At 62.1% G+C, this 20,281-nt stretch carries 21 protein-coding genes; 10 read left to right on the forward strand and 11 right to left on the reverse strand.

The genetic code is table 11. The features are described 5' to 3' along the window. Window positions 1-57: 57 nt before the first annotated feature. Entirely contained in the window at window positions 58-987 is a 930-nt protein-coding gene (locus DEM27_RS09285) for a glutaminase (protein ID WP_109457936.1), read from the reverse strand. A 74-nt stretch (window positions 988-1,061) separates the two neighbouring features. Then, entirely contained in the window at window positions 1,062-1,679 is a 618-nt protein-coding gene (rpsD, locus tag DEM27_RS09290) for a 30S ribosomal protein S4 (protein WP_109457937.1), read from the reverse strand. 273 nt (window positions 1,680-1,952) lie between these two features. On the opposite strand from rpsD, the gene DEM27_RS09295 reads away from it, so the two are divergent. Continuing rightward, window positions 1,953-2,180, forward strand: coding sequence for a CopG family transcriptional regulator (locus tag DEM27_RS09295; protein ID WP_109458204.1), 228 nt, complete (start codon window positions 1,953-1,955; stop codon window positions 2,178-2,180). Then, complete coding sequence (locus DEM27_RS09300; RefSeq protein WP_109457938.1) at window positions 2,177-2,611, forward strand: TA system VapC family ribonuclease toxin; 435 nt, start codon at window positions 2,177-2,179, stop codon at window positions 2,609-2,611. Before DEM27_RS09295 ends, DEM27_RS09300 begins: the two co-directional genes overlap by 4 nt. A gap of 3 nt (window positions 2,612-2,614) precedes the next feature. Here DEM27_RS09300 and DEM27_RS09305 read toward each other — a convergent pair whose 3' ends face one another. The 3 genes from DEM27_RS09305 to ald form a co-directional block, all read right to left on the reverse strand. Continuing rightward, window positions 2,615-4,123 carry a helicase HerA domain-containing protein gene (locus DEM27_RS09305; RefSeq protein WP_109457939.1) on the reverse strand — a complete coding sequence of 503 codons (1,509 nt, stop codon included), beginning with the start codon at window positions 4,121-4,123 and terminating at the stop codon, window positions 2,615-2,617. Between the two features lie 130 nt (window positions 4,124-4,253). Continuing rightward, window positions 4,254-4,889, reverse strand: a complete 636-nt coding sequence (locus DEM27_RS09310; protein WP_109457940.1) for a LysE family translocator — start codon at window positions 4,887-4,889, stop codon at window positions 4,254-4,256. Window positions 4,890-5,055: 166 nt separating this feature from the next. Then, window positions 5,056-6,174 carry an alanine dehydrogenase gene (ald, locus tag DEM27_RS09315; RefSeq protein WP_109457941.1) on the reverse strand — a complete coding sequence of 373 codons (1,119 nt, stop codon included), beginning with the start codon at window positions 6,172-6,174 and terminating at the stop codon, window positions 5,056-5,058. A 153-nt stretch (window positions 6,175-6,327) separates the two neighbouring features. Between ald and DEM27_RS09320 the strand changes: the two genes are divergently transcribed. From DEM27_RS09320 to DEM27_RS09335, 4 genes are all read left to right on the forward strand, one after another. After that, complete coding sequence (locus DEM27_RS09320) at window positions 6,328-6,789, forward strand: Lrp/AsnC family transcriptional regulator (RefSeq protein WP_109457942.1); 462 nt, start codon at window positions 6,328-6,330, stop codon at window positions 6,787-6,789. 92 nt (window positions 6,790-6,881) lie between these two features. Next, window positions 6,882-7,232 carry a PilZ domain-containing protein gene (locus DEM27_RS09325; RefSeq protein ID WP_245445755.1) on the forward strand — a complete coding sequence of 117 codons (351 nt, stop codon included), beginning with the start codon at window positions 6,882-6,884 and terminating at the stop codon, window positions 7,230-7,232. A gap of 158 nt (window positions 7,233-7,390) precedes the next feature. After that, window positions 7,391-7,966 carry a hypothetical protein gene (locus tag DEM27_RS09330; RefSeq protein WP_128755470.1) on the forward strand — a complete coding sequence of 192 codons (576 nt, stop codon included), beginning with the start codon at window positions 7,391-7,393 and terminating at the stop codon, window positions 7,964-7,966. A gap of 121 nt (window positions 7,967-8,087) precedes the next feature. Beyond that, window positions 8,088-8,675 carry an NlpC/P60 family protein gene (locus tag DEM27_RS09335; protein ID WP_109457945.1) on the forward strand — a complete coding sequence of 196 codons (588 nt, stop codon included), beginning with the start codon at window positions 8,088-8,090 and terminating at the stop codon, window positions 8,673-8,675. A gap of 118 nt (window positions 8,676-8,793) precedes the next feature. On the opposite strand, the gene DEM27_RS09340 is transcribed toward DEM27_RS09335, so the two are convergent. Further along, entirely contained in the window at window positions 8,794-9,759 is a 966-nt protein-coding gene (locus DEM27_RS09340; RefSeq protein WP_109457946.1) for a LysR family transcriptional regulator, read from the reverse strand. Between the two features lie 137 nt (window positions 9,760-9,896). On the opposite strand from DEM27_RS09340, the gene DEM27_RS09345 reads away from it, so the two are divergent. After that, window positions 9,897-10,514 carry an FMN-dependent NADH-azoreductase gene (locus tag DEM27_RS09345; protein WP_109457947.1) on the forward strand — a complete coding sequence of 206 codons (618 nt, stop codon included), beginning with the start codon at window positions 9,897-9,899 and terminating at the stop codon, window positions 10,512-10,514. 101 nt (window positions 10,515-10,615) lie between these two features. Here the strand turns inward: DEM27_RS09345 and DEM27_RS09350 are convergent, their stop codons facing one another. Then, window positions 10,616-10,936: an HlyU family transcriptional regulator gene (locus tag DEM27_RS09350; protein ID WP_109457948.1), complete on the reverse strand. Its 321-nt coding sequence runs from the start codon at window positions 10,934-10,936 to the stop codon at window positions 10,616-10,618. Window positions 10,937-10,991: 55 nt separating this feature from the next. Continuing rightward, entirely contained in the window at window positions 10,992-12,242 is a 1,251-nt protein-coding gene (gene ilvA / locus DEM27_RS09355; RefSeq protein WP_109457949.1) for a threonine ammonia-lyase, read from the reverse strand. A gap of 105 nt (window positions 12,243-12,347) precedes the next feature. Between ilvA and DEM27_RS09360 the strand changes: the two genes are divergently transcribed. Both DEM27_RS09360 and DEM27_RS09365 read left to right on the forward strand, forming a co-directional pair. Then, complete coding sequence (locus DEM27_RS09360) at window positions 12,348-13,802, forward strand: TrkH family potassium uptake protein (RefSeq protein ID WP_109457950.1); 1,455 nt, start codon at window positions 12,348-12,350, stop codon at window positions 13,800-13,802. Between the two features lie 118 nt (window positions 13,803-13,920). Further along, entirely contained in the window at window positions 13,921-14,520 is a 600-nt protein-coding gene (locus DEM27_RS09365) for a hypothetical protein (protein WP_128755471.1), read from the forward strand. Between the two features lie 49 nt (window positions 14,521-14,569). Here the strand turns inward: DEM27_RS09365 and DEM27_RS09370 are convergent, their stop codons facing one another. From DEM27_RS09370 to recA, 3 genes are all read right to left on the reverse strand, one after another. After that, entirely contained in the window at window positions 14,570-14,803 is a 234-nt protein-coding gene (locus tag DEM27_RS09370; protein ID WP_109457952.1) for a hypothetical protein, read from the reverse strand. Window positions 14,804-15,153: 350 nt separating this feature from the next. Next, window positions 15,154-17,814 carry an alanine--tRNA ligase gene (alaS, locus tag DEM27_RS09375; RefSeq protein ID WP_109457953.1) on the reverse strand — a complete coding sequence of 887 codons (2,661 nt, stop codon included), beginning with the start codon at window positions 17,812-17,814 and terminating at the stop codon, window positions 15,154-15,156. Between the two features lie 165 nt (window positions 17,815-17,979). Next, a complete protein-coding gene (recA, locus tag DEM27_RS09380) occupies window positions 17,980-19,065 on the reverse strand; it encodes a recombinase RecA (RefSeq protein ID WP_109457954.1) in 1,086 nt (361 codons plus the stop codon). 244 nt (window positions 19,066-19,309) lie between these two features. Between recA and DEM27_RS09385 the strand changes: the two genes are divergently transcribed. Next, window positions 19,310-20,251: a carbohydrate kinase family protein gene (locus tag DEM27_RS09385; protein ID WP_109457955.1), complete on the forward strand. Its 942-nt coding sequence runs from the start codon at window positions 19,310-19,312 to the stop codon at window positions 20,249-20,251. Window positions 20,252-20,281: the final 30 nt, after the last annotated feature.

Genomic DNA, 20,281 nt, shown 5'->3' on the forward strand with positions numbered 1-20,281 from the left:
GCCTGCTATGGACGGCAAGATCAAGGTGTTTTTGCCGGCGACAGCGCCGCATGCGCTTTACATGTCGAAAACCGACCAGCCGGTGCGCGCCGCCAGCATTTCCAGCGCCTCCGAGCCCAGCAGCGAATTGCCGACCTTGTTCAGGCCCGGCGACCACACCGCAATCGAGGCGACACCCGGCGCAACACAGAGAATGCCGCCTCCGACGCCGCTCTTGCCCGGCAGGCCGACGCGGTAGGCGAACTCGCCGGAGCCGTCATAATGGCCGCACATCAGCATCAGCGCGTTGATGCGCCGCGCCCGCTTGGCCGAGACCACGGTATGGCCCGTCAGCGGATTGGCGCCGCGCGCGGCCAGATACAGGCCGGCGCGGGCGAGCTGCGCGCAGGTCATCGACAGCGCGCATTGATGGAAATAGACGCCGAGCACATGTTCGACCGGGTGATCGATATTGCCGAAGGAGCGCATGAAGTTGGCAAGCGCGAAATTGCGAAATCCGGTCTGCGTTTCCGAACGCGCGACGGCATCGTCGATCGACACGGTATCGTCGTCGGCCAGGTATCGGACAAAACGCAACAATTCGCCGATCGCTTCCCGCGGCTGGTGGCCGGCCAGCACGGTATCGGTGACGGCAATTGCGCCGGCATTGATGAAGGGATTGCGCGGGATGCCGTTTTCGCGTTCCAGCTGGACGATGGAGTTGAACGGCGATCCGGACGGCTCGCGGCCGACCCGTTTCCAGATGCCCTCGCCGACCTTGCCGAGCGCCAGCGTCAGCATGAACACCTTGGAAATGCTCTGGATCGAGAACGGCGTGGCGGCATCGCCGGCCATGTGCAGTTCGCCGCCGGTGGTGGCGACGGCGATGCCCAGCTGCTTCGGATCGACCTTCGCAAGCTGGGGAATGTAGTCGGCAACGGCGCCTTCACCGAGCCGCGGCAGAAGCGCCTGATGAATGTCTTCAACGATGGTCTGCAAATCCGGCATCCGCGCTCCCTCTCGTCAATAAAAAAGCCGCCCCGAAGAGCGGCTTTCCAAATCTTGAATACCGATTCGCGAAATTAACGCGAATAGAATTCGACGACCAGATGCGGTTCCATGACGACCGGGTACGGAACGTCGGACAGGGTCGGAACGCGAGCGAAGGTCGCAACCATCTTGTTGTGGTCGACTTCGACGTAATCCGGAACGTCACGCTCGGTCAGGCCGACGGCTTCGAGGACCGAAACGAGCTGCTTGGACTTCTGGCGAACTTCGATGACGTCGCCGACCTTGCAACGGTAGGAACCGATGTTGACGCGAACGCCGTTGACGGTGACGTGACCATGGTTGACGAACTGGCGGGCAGCGAAGACCGTCGGAACGAACTTGGCGCGGTAGACGATCGCGTCCAGACGCGACTCGAGCAGGCCGATCAGGTTTTCCGAGGTGTCACCCTTGCGGCGGTTGGCTTCGTCGTAGGTGGCGCGGAACTGCTTCTCGCGGATGTCGCCGTAGTAGCCCTTCAGCTTCTGCTTGGCGCGCAGCTGCACGCCGAAGTCGGAGAGCTTGCCCTTGCGGCGCTGGCCGTGCTGGCCCGGGCCGTATTCGCGGCGATTGACCGGGGACTTCGGACGACCCCAGATGTTTTCGCCCATGCGGCGGTCGATTTTGTACTTGGACGATTCGCGCTTGCTCATCGCATTTCCTTTCAGAACGTTACACCGCACCGTCGCCAGCGCGGATCAAGGAAACACGCCCTCCTCTGAACCTCGTTTTTGGAAGTTCTGACAGGCCTCTCACATTCGCGAACGGAAAGGCCACGGGACATGTCAAATGAAACACCGGACATTGCTGCCCGGTGCTGGCGCGGTCTTTAGGCCGGTGTCATGGGAATGTCAAGCACACCATGACCGCTCACTTGAGAATGTAGCGTTTCTCGCTACATTAGGGGCATGGATATGGAGAAGCCCATGCGCAACACCGTCGCAATTGAGAAGGACGTCTTTGTCGCGGCTGAGGAGATCGCCAGGAAGCAGAACAGGAGCATCGACGACGTCGTGTCCGAACTCGCACGGCGCTCGCTTAAAATTTCGGCTCCCTGGGAAATCCGCAACGGCATTCCCGTTCTCCCCAAGCGCGCGAACGGCGTGCCGGTAACACCGGAAATCGTCAACGCGTTGCGTGATGAGGAACCGTGACCTATCTCCTCGATGTCAATGTGCTGATTGCGCTCATCGACCCCCATCACGTCCATCACGATATCGCTCACAACTGGTTTACGGCGAAAGCAAACAAAAGCTGGGCAACCTGCGCGATTACGGAAAACGGCGTCATCCGCATTTTGGCAAATCCCCGCTATCCGAACTGGCCCGGATCGCCTGTCGTCGTCGTGGACCACCTCAAGGATTTACAGAAAGCTCCCGGGCATCGATTCTGGTCCGAGTCCGTCAGCCTTCTGGACGACAATGTCGTCCGCATCGACCAGATACGCTCTTCTCACCAAGTCACGGATTGCTATCTGCTCAGCCTGGCGGTCCACAACCACGGGCTTCTCGCTACCTTTGATCGCCGCATCAGCGCCGACGCCGTCATCGGCGGCGATGAAGCTCTCCACGTCATCGAAACGTAACTGCTACTCCGCCGCCAGTTGCTCCGTCCCATCCGGCGCATTCGCATCCCCGGGCGAGGTTTCGGCCCCGATATCCGGAAAGGCGACGATGCGCTTGCCGGAAAAATCCGTGTGGACGACAACGACGCCCTGCTCTTCGAAGTAGCCGAGCAACCGCCGGGCGCGGCGGGCGGAATGGGTGCCGTAGGCGCGGGCAAGACGGGCGTCCGAGGGGCAGGCCTCGTTCCTGATCGCCGCACAGGCCAGAAGCAGGAAGACCCCCTGCAGGTCTTCGGAAACGCGTGTGCAGAGATCCAGGGCACCGGCCCAGGCTTCGCCGGCAGCAGTTTCCTCATCGACGCCGGAGCGCGTGATGGCCACCCGCCTGCGAAACTCCGATAGCGGCATCGGCGATCCCGCGATCCGGCGCATGCGGGCGCGAACCAGAAACTCCTGGTAAAGCACGGCATCGGAGCGGAAGGCCGATTCGGAATCGGCAAGGATTTCCGCGAGCACGGCGACGAGCCGCGTTTCCTTCTCTTCCTCGGACATCTCGGGCGCACTGGCCTTCGGCTCCGCAGCGGCGACGGCGGCCGGCGCCGAGCGGGAAAGCTCGGCGAGAATGTCGGTGGTCAGCCGCGGCGCCGGCGGGGCGCGGCGCACCATGGGGCGGTTGAACTCTTCCGGGTCCGGCGTGAAGATCAGGTCCTCGACATCCGCAGGTGCTTCCGGCATCGGCATCAGTTTCGGGCTCGACGACCGCGCCGAGGTTTCCACCGGGCCGATGACGATCGGTAGCGGCCGTCGCGACAGCGCCGGGCCGAGGGCAACAAAATTGCCGCGCTTCAGGTCGCGGAACATTTCCGCCTGGCGCCGGTCCATGCCGAGCAGGTCGGCGGCGCGCGCCATGTCGATATCGAGGAAGGTGCGGCCCATCAGGAAATTCGAGGCTTCGGCCGCAACGTTCTTGGCGAGCTTCGCCAGCCGCTGCGTGGCGATGACGCCCGCAAGGCCGCGCTTGCGGCCGCGGCACATCAGGTTCGTCATGGCGCCGAGCGACATTTTTCGCGCGTCTTCGGAGACTTCGCCGGCAACCGAGGGAGCAAACATCTGCGCTTCGTCGACGACGACGAGCACAGGATACCAGAATTCGCGGTCGGCATCGAACAGGCCGTTGAGGAAAGCGGCGGCGGCACGCATCTGCTGGTCGATCTCCAGCCCTTCAAGCGTCAGCACGCAGGAGACGCGGTGCTGGCGAATGCGGGCGGCGATGCCGGTCAGTTCCGCTTCGCTGCGCTCGCCATCGACGACGACATGGCCGAACCGATCGGAAAGCGTGACAAAATCGCCTTCGGGATCGATGACGACCTGCTGCACCCAGGGTGCGGACTGCTCGAGGAGACGGCGCAACAGGTGCGACTTGCCGGACCCGGAATTGCCTTGAACCAGGAGGCGGGTGGCAAGAAGCTCCTCGATATCAAGCTTCGCGCTGGCGCCGCCCGAGACCACGCCCATATCGATGCCGACCTGCAATGCATTTCCCTCGTTTGCTGTTTTCCGTGACTCGCCGCAGAGCCAAGGCAGATGCTTTAGCAAAGAATGCGGCGCGTTTCTGCGGCGAAGTCGAAAAATGCACAGGCCTTTGCAGGCTGAACGCCTCGTTTCAGGCAGCAGCCCTCTTCCAGCCGACCGCCAGCAGGCCGGCGCCGATCATCAGCGAGCCGCCGGTGCGGTTGACGGCACGCTGCACGGCCGGCTTGCGAATCGTCTGCCGTGCCATCGAGGCCATCAGCCCATAGGCCGCGGCGTTGAGAGTTGCCAGCACCAGGAAGGTCGTTTCGAAAATAACCATCTGTGTGGCGATCGGGCGCGTCAGGTCGAGGAACTGCGGCAGGAAGGCGACGAAAAAGACGATGCTCTTCGGGTTCAGAGCCGTCACCACATAGGTGTGCAGGAAGATGCGCAGCGGTCGTTCCCTGGCCGGCTCCATGTCCTTCGTTTCGCCGGGATCGGTTACCGGGGCGCGCCAGAGTTTTATGCCGAGATAGATCAGATAGGCCGCGCCGACCCATTTCAGCACCGTGAACAGGGCGGCGGACGCGGCCAGCAGGGCGCCGAGCCCGAGCATCGAGGCGGTCATCGCGGTGAAATCACCGAGCGCCACGCCGGCGACGGTCGCCGTCGCCGACTTGCGGCCATGGCTCAACGCATAAGAAATCACCAGCAGGATCGTCGGCCCGGGAATGGCCAACAGAATGGCGGACGCGGCCACGAAGGCAATCCAATGTTCGAATGACATGCGTGTTCTCTCCCAATTTCGACCGAGCAAGCCACCGATTTGCGGGCTTGGCAAGAGACGACGGCGACCGGCAGTGGATTTCCCGCCTGCCGGCCTTGTCAACGAAAAGGCGCCGGTTTCTTGCACAGGACCGGCGCCTTGTTCACCTGACTCTAAGTCATGCCACTCACGCTACGTTAAGCACACTTTCCGCCGCATAGGCTTCATAACCCAATGCTTCGGCCACCGGCCGGTTCGTGACACGGCCCTTGTGGACATTGAGGCCGTTGCGCAGGTGCTTGTCCTCGGCAATTGCCCTGAGACCACGATCGGCGAGCGCCAGGCCATGCTGCAGCGTCGCATTGTTCAAAGCATGCGCCGAGGTAATCGGAACCGCGCCAGGCATGTTGGCGACGCAGTAGTGAATGATGCCGTCGACCTCGTAGGTCGGCTCGGAATGGGTCGTCGCATGCGAGGTCTCGAAGCAGCCGCCCTGGTCGATGGCAACATCGACGATGACTGCGCCCTTCTTCATGCCGGACAACATTTCGCGCGTCACCAGTTTTGGCGCGGCGGCACCGGGGATCAGCACGGCGCCGATAACCAGGTCGGCGGCGAAAACTTCGTCCTCCAGCGCGTCGATCGTCGAGTAGCGGGTGCGCACGCGGCCGGCAAAAATGTCGTCGAGCTGACGCAGCCGCGGCAGCGAGCGGTCGATGATCGTGACTTCGGCACCGAGGCCGGCAGCCATCTTCGCCGCATGCAGGCCGACGACGCCGCCGCCGATGACGGCGACCTTGGCCGGCAGGACGCCCGGAACGCCGCCGAGCAGGATGCCGCGACCACCATAAGCCTTCTGCAGCGCCACGGCACCCGCCTGGATCGACAGGCGGCCGGCGACTTCCGACATCGGCGCCAGCAGCGGCAGCCCGCCGCGGTCGTCGGTGACGGTCTCATAGGCGATGGCGGTGACGCCGGAGGCCAGCAGGCCCTTGGTCTGTTCCGGATCGGGAGCGAGGTGCAGGTAGGTGTAGAGCAACTGGCCGTCGCGAAGCTGCGCCCATTCGGCGGGCTGCGGCTCCTTGACCTTGACGACCATGTCGCACTTTTCGAAGATTTCCTTGGCCGAACCGACGATCCTGGCGCCGGCGGCAATATAGGCCGCATCGTCGGCACCGATCCCGGCACCGGCCTTGGTTTCGATCAGGACGTCGTGGCCGTGCGCCACATATTCTCGCACCGCGCCGGGCGTCAGACCGACACGATATTCATGGTTTTTGATTTCCTTCGGGCAACCGACACGCATCTTCGCGTTCCTCTCCTTGTGGGCATTTTGCCGCTTTCCTCTGTCATCAGGAGATCAGAAAGATTTCGAAATGTCCTTGCGAAGACGGTTTCTTTTTCACTGGTTTATCGAATATTGTTGCAAGAATTACAGGATTCTTCGAAGGATTCATCAATGAGTGCGCTGGATGCCATAGATGCTTCAATCTTGAGAATACTTCAGCAGAACGGCCGGATGTCCAATGCCGATCTCGCCGCCAAGATCGGCCTTTCGCCTTCCGCCTGCTCCCGGCGCCTGGATATTCTCGAAAAATCCGGGGTGATCAGCGGCTATCATGCCCGCCTTTCGAACAAGGCGCTGGATTACAAGATGGTGGTCATCGTCCACATCTCGCTCTCCGGCCAGTTCGCCAAGACGCTGCAGGAATTCGAAGCCGCGGTAAAGCGCTGTCCCAACGTGCTCGTCTGCTACCTGATGTCGGGCGAGTACGATTACATCCTGCGCGTCGCCGCCAAGGACCTGGAAGACTACGAACGCATCCACCGCGACTGGCTGTCGGCGCTGCCGCATGTCGTCAAGATCAATTCGTCCTTCGCGCTGCGCGAAATCATCGACCGTCCCAATGTCGGACTTTGAGGTGTGTGTCGGCGGGAAAGCAGACAATCCGAATGGTTTTTGCAAGCCGGCCGCAACCTTTTTGACCTAGGCTCCCGGACAACGATCACAATATGTCCGGGTGGAACATGAACAACGGCCTGAAGATGGAAACCCGCAAGACGCAGCGCAAGGCAACACGCGTCATGGCCAAGGTGAAGTACGGCCTGCAGGAAATCCAGGGCCGCGTGCTCAACCTTTCGACCAACGGTATCGCGCTGGAACTGGCGGGGCCGCTGCATGCCGGCATCGGCAGCCAGATCAAGATCTACGGCGACGATATCGGCCATCTCGAAGGCTTGGTGCGCTGGTGCCATCGCGGCCGCCTCGGCATCCAGTTCAATCCCAATTCCAACGCCCGCGCGCAGGTCGGATCCTACTTCCGCTTCTTCCACAAGGATATGCGGCCGACATCCCCGCGCTGATCCCCAAAACACGAAGACGCCGCCCCGATAACGCGCCGTTGCAGTAACCAGAAAAAGTTCACCCGATTTCCTGGGCTTGTGGCATTTTCGGCAGCATTGGGAAATTCGCGGGCGCAACGGCAACCTATGCCCGCCCGCTGCGAAAAGCGGGGGTGATCATGGCAGTCTTCTACACGCCACACACGGGCAAGCGGGCAACGATCAAGTGTGGTGACATCCTGATCAACAACAACACGTTTTCGCCGGCGCATTGCGGCATCGTCGTTTCGAACCAAGACGTCATCCACGCCACCGGCAAGGGCATCAAGATCGATGATATCGACATGTGGGGCAACAATGCCGACATGTTCCGCTCCGCAACCGACCTGACGACCGCCGAGGCCGGCAAGCTGGAGCGCATTGCCCAGGAAATCAAGGATTCCGCCTCCTACGGCGTCGGCCGCGCCGCCTTCAAGAGCACCTTCAGCACCCATACGGCCGCCGAAGGCACACACCAGCGCCTCAACAAATATCGCGAGCGCCTGAAGAACCACCAGGGCGTGGTCAAGCACGTCTATTGCTCGGAACTCGTCATTCTCTGCTACCAACTGGCCTGGATCGAGAGCGACGCGATCAACGCCAACCATCGGCTGTTCATCCAGCTCGACGGCAAGCACACCTGGCCGAGCACGCTGCGCCGCTATCTGCGCAGCAACGCCAACTTCAAGGAGCTCGGCGAATATAAGAAGGCATAAGGCAGCATAAAACTACCAGAAAAAGTTAAGGATACGGCCCGCCGCCTGAATTCCCATTTCGAAACTGGCCATATATACTTAAACCACAAAAGAAACTCTTTGCAAAATCGAGGTTTCCAGCATGGTTGTCTTCTATCAGCCAAATATCGGCATGAAACGCGACAAGGTTAAGTCCGGGGATATATTGATAAACACCAATACCTTCAAGCCTGCCCATTGCGGAATCGTGGTGGATGGCCAGATGGTCATCCACGCGACAACACGCGGCATTCTCATCGAGCACATCGACATGTGGAACGAGGAGGCCGACATGTTCAGGGCCAATCCGGAAATGAATGCCGCCGATACCAAAAAGGTCGTTGATGTCGCCAGAAACATCCTGGGGTCGGCCGACTATGGAAAAACGCGGGCGGTCATCAAGAGCACCTTCGGCAGCAGCACGGCCGGCGAAGACCTGTATGCCCGGCTGACGAAATACAACGAACGCCTTGAAGACCATCAGGGCATGGTCAAGAACGTCTATTGTTCCGAACTGGTCATCCTTTGCTATCAGATGGCCTGGTTTCAAGGGAAGATCTCGGAGAGGAACAGCAAGCTTTTCATCAATCTCGATGGCAAGCATGCCTGGCCGAGCACGTTGCGGCGATACCTTCGAAGCAACCCGTTTTTCAAGGAACTGGGCCTGTTCAAGAAGCAGCCAAACGCCTGATCCGGAATTGCCAAGCCGAATGGCGGAGACCTTCTGAACAAGCCGGCGTCTCCGTCAGAGGCATTCTTGAGGTCGACAATGCTGCCACTGCAACGATGTCAGCCCCGGGCCTGCCATTTCATTCGGCTGCCTGCTGCAGCGGCATTGCCTCATCCGCCATCATCGCCACGAAGTCCTGGCGGCTGGGGCAACGTGACAGCCGGCTCGAAAAGGCCTCCAGCATCCAGGCAACGGCCGGCCCCGGCGGGTTCGAATGTTTGCGGATCGCGTAGAGCGGATATTCCCCCTGCTCGTAGGCATCGAGTTGCAGCTGCACCAGCCTGCCCTCGGAAAGATCTTGCCGCACCAGCGAGGCCGGAATGCCGCCCCAGCCCAGCCCGCCGCGCACCAGGTCGAGCTTTGTCGCCATGTCGCTGACCCGCCATGTCTTGTAGGACAGCACATTGAAATCGCGTCCCTGGGTGCGGCCGGAAGCATCCGTCACGACAAGTTGCACCTCTTCGCGCACATCCGCCACCGTCAACGGCCGCGTGATGCGGGCCAGCGGGTGGTCCGCGCTCGCCACCGGCAGCATGAAGGAATGGCCGATCTTTTCCGCCAGCAGCGCATCGTCGTGCTGCAACAGCGCACCGCCGATGCCGATGGATGCCTGGTCGCTCAGAACCATGTCCATCACCGCGCCGAGCTCGCCGACGTTGAGCCTGAGGCCGACCGAGGGAAACATCTCGCGAAATTCACGCAGCACATCGACCACCGCATGCGTCGGCACCATGACGCTGATGGCGACGCTTACCTCCGCCTCCAGCCCCTGCTTCAGGCTTTTCGCCCGCGCCCGCATCACCTGCAGATCGGCGACGATTCGCCTCGCATCGGACAGCATCGCCTTGCCGGCCTCCGTAAGCTTCGGCTGGCGCGCGCCGCTGCGTTCGAACAGCGCCACGTCCAGCTGCGTCTCGAGATTGCCGATCGTATAGCTGATGACCGATTGCGCCCGGTTGAGCTGCCGCGAAGCGGCAGAAAAACTGCCGGTATCGGCAACGGCGAGAAACACCTGCAACTGGTCGAGCGTCGGGTTCGCTTCCATGAATTATCCAAAACCTCGATAATAAACTTCGATATTATCGCGGTTTTTTCGATGGAAATCCACTCCTATCTTTGTTTCCGAAGACGCGGTTCCCTGCCCGCGCCGCCTCCAGAACCAAAGATATTCAAGGAAAGACCATGTCGAACATCCTCCTCGTGACGTCCAGCCCGCGCGGCGCCGATTCGCTGTCGAACAAGCTGGCCACCGATCTCGCCGGCAAGCTGAGCACCCAGGCAGGTTCCAAGTCCATCGTCCACCGCGACCTCGTCAGCCAGCCGCTGCCGCATATCGACGGCGTCTTCGCCGCCGCCATCCGCAAGCCGGCCGACCAGCGCAACGCCGAAGAAGCCAAGGCTGCCGCCGTTTCCGACGAACTGGTTGCCGAACTGCTCGCCGCCGATACGCTGGTCATCGGCACCGGCCTGATCAACTTCAACATCTATTCGTCGCTGAAGGCCTGGATCGACCATATCGCCCGCGCCGGCCTGACCTTCACCTACACCGAAAACGGCCCGGTGGGCCTTGCCACCGGCAAGAAGGCCTATCTCGTGCTTGCATCCGGCGGCGTCTATTCCGATGGCCCCGCTGCGGCGATGAACCACGCCGTGCCTTACCTGAAGACCGTTCTCGGCTTCATCGGCATCACCGATGTCGAAGTCGTGTATGTCGAAGGCCTCGCCTACGGCCCGGAAGCTGCCGAGAAGGCAATTGCCGCGGCGCAGACCCGCGCCAAGGAACTGGCGCTCGCCGCCTGATCGGCAAGACAAGATTTGCGAAATCAGAACGGTCGGCATTTGCCGGCCGTTTGCATAGGGAGCTAAACATCGTCCGGGCCGCCTGAACGGCGCTGCCGGGATCAGACCTGCCGGCTCTTCTCGCCATCGGCGAACAGGCCGGCGCCGTTCTGGTCGATGATCTGCCGCGCCTTGCGCACGGTGAATTCCACCGCATCGTCCGAAGTCGAAAACACGTCGGCGCGGACGAAGGTCCGAACCAGCGTTTCGCCGTTCACCTGCTTTTCGATCCGGCCGGCCAGGCGGAACTGCGAACCCTCGCGCTGCGGCGTCGGATGGATCGTGCAATCGCCATGCGTCTGGGCTTCGGCACTGACGGCGGAAGATTGTTCGGCCTTGGGGCCACCGGAAAACAGGGAAAAAATATTCGACAGGATAGACATGCTTTTCTCCTAACACATTCTTTCCGCCCCCAAAAGGGCGTGACCGCGGGCCTGTTCAGATGATCAGGTTGGAGAGGATCTCGTTTTCGGTGATGTCTTCATAACCCATGCCGGCATTTTCGAACCGTTCGACCAGTTCGGCGAAATTGCCGGAATTTCTGGTTTCGATGCCGATGAGGATGGAGCCGAAGTTGCGCGCCGACTTCTTGAGATATTCAAACCGGGCGATATCGTCCTCGGGACCGAGCAGATTGAGGAAATCACGCAGCGCGCCGGGACGCTGTGCCAGCCGCAGGATGAAATATTTCTTCAGCCCGGCATAACGCATGGCGCGCTCCTTGACGTCAGGCAGCCGCTCGAAATCGAAATTGCCGCCGGAAACCACGGCCACGACACGCTTGCCGGCCAGCCGTTTCCTGCCTATGGTTTCCAGCGCCGTGATCGACAGGGCGCCCGCCGGTTCCAGCACCACGCCTTCGACGTTCAGCATTTCGGTGATCGTCACGCAGATGGCGTTTTCCGACAGCAGCAGCACCTGCTCCGGCGCAAACCCCTTGAGTGCCGCAAAATTGAGATCGCCGATGCGCGCCACCGCCGCGCCATCGACAAAATTGTCGACCTTGGCCAGCGGCACCACCTCGCCCGCCTCCAGGCTGCGCCGCAGGCTCGGCGCGCCGGCAGGCTCGGCAAAGACGAACCCCTCGGGCGAAACCACATCCCTGAGGTAACCCGTCACCCCCGCCGACAGGCCGCCGCCGCCGACAGGCATGATCACCATGTCCGGCGTCGCCCCTTCCGGCAGCTGCTCGACGATTTCAGCCGCCACCGTCGCCTGCCCCTCGATGATATCGGGGTGGTCGAAGGGCGGCACCATGACGCCGTCGATCTTCTCCACATGCCGCCTTGCCGCGGCATAGCATTGGTCGAAGAAGTCGCCGAACAACCGGATGGTGATATATTCGCCGCCGAAGGCCCGGGTCTTGTCGATCTTCTGCTGCGGCGTCGTCACCGGCATGAAGACCACGCCATGCACCTGGAAATGCCGGCAGACATAAGCAAAACCCTGCGCATGGTTACCGGCCGACGCGCAGACGAAGACCTTTTCGGTGCCGCCGCCGGCGATCACTTTGCGGAAAAAATTGAAGGCGCCGCGGATCTTGTAGGAGCGCACCGGCGAAAGGTCTTCCCGTTTCAGCCAGATCTCCGCACCGTAGCGGGCACTGAGGTAATCGTTGAGCTGGAGGGGCGTCGCGGGGAAAAGGCCGCGCATCGCCTCGGCGGCGTTGTTGATCTCGGCTTTGGTCATGGAAAAAGCGTCCGTTGCGTTCCAATTTGACCCCCGCTATGGCATAAGCGGACTGCGGATACAAAGAAACTTTTTTCGCCTCGCGGCTATCATGGTGGGCCTTCCTTGAACGTCAATCTTTTTCGTTCTGCCGTCCATGTTGCGGCGATCTGCGGCCTCTACCTGTCCACTGCCATGGTCATTCCGGCGTTGATCGACCTGCATTTCGGGCATCGCGACTGGACCGTCTTCGTTTTCTCCGGGTTGATGACCGGCGGCCTGTCCCTCGGCGCGGCCCTGGCGACCTCGGGCTCGCCGCCGCCGTTCAACAAGCGTTTCGGCTTTATCCTCGTCAACATCCTCTGGTTGTCCTTCTCGCTGATCGGCGCCCTGCCGATATATTTGTCCAGCCTCAACCTCAGCTTCGCCCAGGCGCTGTTCGAAGCCGTTTCGGCAATCACCACCACCGGCGGCACCGTCATCACCGGGCTGGACAGGGCGCCGCCCGGCATTCTCTTGTGGCGTTCCATGCTCTGCTGGTTCGGCGGCATCGGGATCGTCGCGCTGGGGCTGTTCATCCTGCCGTTCCTGCATGTCGGCGGCATCGCCTTCTTCAAGATGGAATCCTCCGATACCAACGACCGGCCCTTCGCGAAGCTCGGCAGTTTCATCCGCGCCTTCATCGCCATCTACATCCTGCTGACTGTCGTCTGCACCGTCGCCTACGACCTTGCCGGCATGACGCATTTCGATGCGCTGAACCATGCGATGTCGACGGTGGCGACCGCCGGTTTTTCCACCCACGATGCCTCCTTCGCCTATTTCGACAGCACGGCGATGCTGTGGATATCGAGCATTTTCCTGACGCTGTGCAGCTTGCCGTTCTCGGTGCTGATCCTGTTTGCGGTGCGCGGCCGGCTGGATACGCTGCGCGATCCGCAGATCATCGTCTTCCTCGGTTATCTCACGGCCTTTTCGCTGGCGGTCGCGGCCTATCACCATGTCCGCAACGCCGTTCCTTTTGGCGACGCCCTGACGCATGCGGTCTTCAACATGGCCTCGATCCTTTCGACCGGCGGCTTTGCCAGCGAAGATTATACGCTATGGGGACCTTTCGTCGTCGTTATCGCCTTTTTCGCCACCTTCATCGGCGGCTGCTCCGGCTCGACCGCCGGCGGTATCAAGGCTTACCGGCTGATCATCCTGTTCAACATGTTCCGTACCGGCCTGCGCCGGCTGATCTATCCCAACGGCGTCTTTTCCATCCGTTACGGCAACATCATCGTCGACGACGACATGCAGCGCGCCGTGATGCTGTATCTGGTCGCCTTTCTCGCCTTGTGGGTGGCCGGGAGCCTGGTGCTCGCCGCCCTTGGCTATGACGTGGTGACGTCGATATCGGCGGTGGCCACATCGCTTGCCAATGTCGGCCCCGGAATCGGCCCCACCATCGGACCTGCCGGCAATTTCTCGACGTTGAGCGCCCCGGCGCTGCACATGCTGTCGCTGTTGATGCTGCTCGGCCGCGTCGAAATTCTCACCGTGCTGGTGCTGGCGATGCCGACCTTCTGGCGCAACTGAGGCGGCTGCCATGTTTTTGCCCGAAGTGGCGGAAATATCGGTGATCGCAATCACTTGACAGCGCATGCCAATCTTCCAGACTGGCGCCGTTGCCAAAGCTCGAGCGGAAAGGTTACCGATGATTCGTCCTGCGCGGAAAGGCCTGCAAGCAGCCTTTGTCCTTCTGAGTGCCATGGGCTGTCTGACCGCGATGCCGGCGGCGGCGGGGCCGCTTCTCGACGCGGCGACGAAAGCGGAAGAAAAAGCCCAGAGCGGCGACCAGATCGGCGCCTACGACATCATGCGCACCGCGCTCGGCGATTTTGCCGCGACCCTGCCGCTGACCATCGGCAAGGGTGTCTTCGTCGCCGACGTGCCGACCGCCTACGGCATCTACACGCCCCGCGCGGACTCGACCTTCAAACCCGGCGAAAAGCTGATTACCTATGTGGAGCCGATCGGCCTCACCTGGAAACCCGCCGACGGCGGCAAGATGCAGACCAATTTCACCGTCGATTTCGAACTGATGGATGCCAAGGGCGAAGTGCTTGCCGGCCAGAAGACATTCGGCAACTTCTCCTTCATCGGCTATGTGCGCAACCAGGAAATCTTCACCCATCTGACGCTCGACATTTCCGGCGCAGCCCCTGGCGACTACGTGCTACGCTACACGCTGAACGACACCGGCAGCAACCGCAACGTCAAGATCGACCAGCCGTTCAAGATCGCACAGAAATAGGCAGCGACAGCCGACCCCATTGCGCGGGTCGGCCGTTCTGCCCGAGGGATCAGAAGCAAAGATCGAAGACCGAGCCGCCGTCATCCGATGCCGTCGGCAGCCGGCCTGACGCTGCGTCGATATCGATAGGGTAAAACTCGCGGATGGCGGAGAGCGGCAGATGCTCACGCACACCGTTTCGCATCACGACCAGGCCACCGTCTTCGCAGCCAAGCGTTTCGACCACGAACGTCCGCATGCTGCCGCCTGCATCGACGACGCCAAGCGCATATCTTCCTGCCATGCCCCCACCCTCGAAACATCAAAGACCCTTGCGCGGCCGATGGCCTGTAACCGGGCCGCACGCATGGTGTATCTCGCAACCAGCATCGTTAATATAGCGTGAACAAAAGACCGGTTGGCGCCCTGACAAGGCGCCAACCGGCCTCTGCATCTCATCCCTGCCGGCTGGCGACAAAGCTGGCCGCGATCTTTCAGCTTCGCTCTTTGTCTTCGCAAAACCGCCCCGCACTTTTTTAGCGGCTTGAGCGCATAAGAAAAGCCGGAAGAGGAAGGCCCTCATCCGGCATAATCTGTGCAGCAATCACAGGCCGGAAGCGGACGTGACGCCGCCTCCCACCTTGCCAAATCCCGTCAGCCGTTCAATGCGGCTGCGACGGCATCGATCGCGTCCGCCGCCTTGGAACCGTCCGGGCCGCCAGCCTGGGCCATATCCGGACGACCGCCGCCGCCCTTGCCGCCGAGGGCGGCCGAAGCGATGCGCGCCAGGTCGACGGCGCTGAAACGGCCGACCAGGTCTTCGGTCACGGCGACGACGGCGCTGGCCTTGCCGTCTTCGGAAACGCCGATCAAGGCAACGACGCCGGAGCCGAGGCTTGCCTTGCCGTCATCCGCCAGGCCCTTGAGATCCTTGGGATCGACGCCCGAAATCGCCTTGCCGAGGAACTTGACGCCACCGACCTCGCGAACGGCATCGGCCGAGCCGGCCTGCCCGCCGCCCATGGCGAGCTTGCGCTTGGCATCGGCAAGCTCCCGCTCCAGCCTGCGGCGTTCGTCGATCATCGCCTCGACGCGCGAAAGCACCTCCGCCGGCTGCACCTTCAGCGAGGCGGCCAACGCCTTGACGCGCTCGTCCTGCTCGGAGAGATAGGCACGGGCGGCATCGCCGGTGACCGCCTCGATGCGGCGCACGCCGGCGCCGACGGCGCTTTCCGACAGCACGCGCACCAGGCCGATCTCGCCGGTGGAACCGACATGGGTGCCGCCGCACAGTTCGACTGAATAGGCCTTGCCGGACTTCGGGCCGTGGGTTGCCCGGCCCATGGAGACGACACGCACCTCGTCGCCGTATTTTTCGCCAAACAGCGCCATCGCGCCTTCGGCGATCGCATCGTCGACGCTCATAAGCCGCGTCGTGACCGGCGCATTCTGCAGCACGATCTCGTTGGCCATGTCTTCCACGACCTTCAATTCTTCCGCCGACATCGGCTTCGGATGCGAAACGTCGAACCGCAGGCGCTCGGGCGCCACCAGCGACCCCTTCTGGGCAACGTGCGTGCCGAGCACCTCGCGCAACGCCTCGTGCAGCAGATGGGTGGCGGAGTGGTTGGAGCGCAGGCGCGAACGGCGGGCATGATCGACCGTCAGCGCCACGGCATCGCCGACGGCGATCGTCCCGTCCGAGACGGTCGCGACATGCACGAACAGGCCCTCGCCCTTCTTCTGCGTGTCGGCGACGGCCACCTTGGCGGTATCGCTGGCGATCACGCCGGCATCGCCCATCTGGCCGCCGGACTCGCCGTAGAACGGCGTCTGGTTGACGACGACCTGAACCGTTTCGCCGGCCGCCGCACTGGCGACGCTCTTGCCGTCGCGGACGATCGCCTGGACAACGCCTTCGGCGGTTTCGGTGTCGTAACCCAGAAATTCGGTGGCGCCGAGCTTTTCCTTCAGCTCGAACCAGATCGTTTCCGTCGCCTTGTCGCCGGAGCCGGCCCAATGCGAGCGCGCCTCGGCCTTCTGGCGCTCCATCGCATCGGTGAAACCGGACAGGTCGACGCCGATGCCGCGGGCGCGCAGCGCATCCTGCGTCAGGTCCAGCGGGAAACCGAAGGTGTCGTAAAGCTTGAAAGCCGTTTCGCCGTCGAGCATGTCGCCCTGGCCAAGCGTCGTCGTGGCGTCGGAGAGCAAGCCGAGGCCGCGTTCGAGCGTCTTGCGGAAACGGGTTTCCTCAAGCTTCAGCGTCTCGGAAATCAGCGCTTCGGCACGCACCAGTTCGGGATAGGCGCGGCCCATCTGCTGCACCAGCGCCGGCAGAAGCTTCCACATCAGCGAATCGCGGGCGCCGAGAAGCTGGGCATGGCGCATGGCGCGGCGCATGATGCGACGCAGCACGTAACCGCGGCCCTCGTTCGACGGCAGCACGCCGTCGGCGATCAGAAAAGCGGAGGAACGCAAATGGTCGGCAATGACGCGGTGGCTGGCACGACGCTCGCCTTCGGCCTTGACGCCGGTGGCTTCTTCCGAAGCGGCGATCAGGGCGCGGAACAGGTCTATGTCATAATTGTCGTGCTGGCCCTGGAGAACGGCGGCGACACGTTCGAGGCCCATGCCGGTATCGATCGACGGACGCGGCAGGTTGACGCGCTCTTCTTTCGTCACCTGCTCATATTGCATGAAGACGAGGTTCCAGATCTCGATGAAACGATCGCCGTCCTCTTCCGGCGAACCCGGAGGGCCGCCCCAGATATGATCGCCGTGATCGTAGAAGATTTCCGAGCAGGGACCGCAGGGACCGGTATCGCCCATCGCCCAGAAATTGTCGCTGGTCGGGATGCGGATGATCTTCTCGTCGGCCAGGCCGGCGATCTTCTTCCAGAGATCGAAGGCTTCGTCGTCGGTATGATAGACCGTGACCAGCAGCCGGTCGCGCGCCAGGCCGAATTCCTTGGTGATCAGGTTCCAGGCAAGCTCGATCGCCCGCTCCTTGAAATAATCGCCGAAGGAGAAGTTGCCGAGCATTTCGAAGAAGGTGTGGTGGCGGGCAGTATAACCGACATTGTCGAGGTCGTTGTGCTTGCCGCCGGCGCGCACACATTTCTGCGCCGTCACCGCCGTCGAATAAGGACGCTGCTCCAGACCGGTGAAGACGTTCTTGAACTGCACCATGCCGGCATTGGTGAACATCAGGGTCGGGTCGTTGCGCGGAACAAGCGGGCTCGATGCGACGACTTCGTGGCCGTTCTTCTTGTAATAGTCGAGAAAGGTCGACCGGATTTCATTCACACCGCTCATAGCACGCCCTTCATTGCTGCCGGAAAGCCGGCAAAATACCAAAATCAACGGCTTTTATCGTCCGCACCTGCCACTGTCCAGCACAAGCAGGAAAAACCGGCCGCACATCTTGCGAAATGTGCGGCCGGCGGCAGGAAACAGATATTTGGGTCTATATCGGACCGATCAGGCCTCGGCGGCGTCGTCGCCATCCGCTTCCGGACCGCCATTCTGCAGGAAGCGGTCGGCGATCAGGCCGGCATTCTGCCGCAGCGCCGTCTCGATCTCGCGGGCAAGATCGGGATTGTCGCGCAGGAACGTCTTGGCATTTTCACGGCCCTGGCCGAGGCGCTGGCTGTTGTAGGAGAACCAGGCGCCGGACTTTTCGACGATGCCGGCCTTGACGCCGAGATCGATGAGCTCGCCGGTCTTCGACACGCCTTCGCCATACATGATGTCGAATTCGACCTGCTTGAAGGGAGGCGCCATCTTGTTCTTGACGACCTTGACGCGGGTCTGGTTGCCGACGACTTCGTCACGCTCCTTGACCGAGCCGATGCGACGGATGTCGAGACGGACCGAGGCGTAGAACTTCAGCGCGTTGCCGCCCGTCGTCGTTTCAGGCGAACCGAACATGACGCCGATCTTCATGCGGATCTGGTTGATGAAGATCACCATGGTGTTCGACTTCGAGATCGAGGCGGTGAGCTTGCGCAGCGCCTGGCTCATCAGGCGGGCCTGCAGGCCCGGCAGGCTGTCGCCCATCTCGCCTTCGATTTCGGCCCGCGGCGTCAGTGCCGCCACCGAGTCGACGACCAGCACGTCGATGGCGCCGGAACGCACCAGCGTGTCGGTGATTTCGAGCGCCTGCTCGCCGGTGTCCGGCTGGGAAATCAGGAGGTTCTGCAGGTCGACGCCGAGCTTGCGGGCATAGACCGGGTCGAGCGCGTGTTCGGCATCGACGAAGGCGCAGATGCCGCCCTTCTTCTGCGCCTCGGCGATGGTCTGCAGCGCCAGCGTCGTCTTGCCCGAGCTTTCCGGCCCGTAGATCTCGACGATACGGCCCTTCGGCAGGCCGCCGACGCCGAGTGCGATATCGAGGCTGAGAGAACCCGTGGACACGGTTTCGATCTCGATCACGTTCTCGTTGGAGCCGAGCTTCATGATCGAGCCCTTGCCGAAGGAGCGCTCGATCTGCGAGAGAGCCGCTTCCAATGCCTTGCTTTTATCCACCGATTTTTCCTCTACAAGCCGCAACATATTCTGTGACATCGGGTCCACCTTTAGGTTATTGAAGCCGTTGAGGCAACGAAGCTGCTGATGCGGATTTTGTACCTCATTTGTTCTTGTTTTGCAACGCCCATTCAACTCCCTGATTCAAAAAACGAAATGAGCGCGTGTTCTTTTTTTGTTTTCGCCTTGGATAACAGATACTTGGACACGGGTGTCTTTCTCCTCGCATCCGGCGGAACGCGGCGAATCGGGTGTCATCGGGCGAACGTTCCGGGGAAGCGCCATGCATAAGATTCTCGTCCTCGGCGGCGCACATATCGATCGGCGGGGCCGCATCGACGGCGAGACGGCGCACGGCGCCAGCAATCCGGGCCGCTGGTTCGTGGAAGCCGGCGGCGGCGGCTTCAACGCCGCCCGCAACCTGGCGCGGCTCGGCCTGACCGTCCGGATGATTTCGCCGCGCGGCGGCGACGCCGACGGTGAGAGCGTCGCCGCGGCAGCGCTGGCGGCCGGCGTCGACGATCGCCCCTTCATTTTCCTCGACCGGAAGACACCGAGTTATACCGCCATCCTGGAACGGGACGGCAATCTGGTGATCGCGCTTGCCGATATGGAGCTCTACCGGCTGTTTTCGCCGCGCCGGCTTGCCGTCCGCGCGGTGCGCGACGCCATGGCGGAGGCCGACCTGTTGCTCTGCGACGCCAACCTGCCGCAGGAAACGATCGCGGCGCTTGCGGCAAGGGCGCGGCATCTCGGCAAGCGTGTCGCCGCAATCGCCATTTCGCCGGCCAAGGTGCCGCGTTACCGCGACAGCCTCGATGACATCGATTTCCTGTTCATGAACGAGGCGGAAGCGCAGGCGCTTATCGGCCAGCGTCCCGAAACCGCCGAGGGATGGCCGGCGCTGCTGCGCCAGGCCGGGCTTTCCGGCGGCGTCGTGACCCGTGGCCGCGAGGCGGCGATCGGTTTTGCGGGGGATCGGTCCGTCTCGCTGCTGCCGCCGACGATCGACACGATCGCCGATGTGACGGGTGCCGGGGATTCGCTGGCGGCCGGCGTGCTTTACGGCGTGATGCGCGGCCTGGCTTTCGAGGAGGCGATGCGGCTCGGTGCCGCCGCAGCAGTGATCACCGTGCAGTCGCCGCTGGCCACGGCCGAAAATCTCTCCGCAGACGTGCTCCGCGACATGCTGGCCCTTGTGCCGGCGGCGAAAATCCTGTCATGACAGCCATAAATACCAGACAAATGGAGGTGT

Source organism: Rhizobium album (assembly GCF_003122325.1).
GTDB lineage: Bacteria > Pseudomonadota > Alphaproteobacteria > Rhizobiales > Rhizobiaceae > Metarhizobium > Metarhizobium album.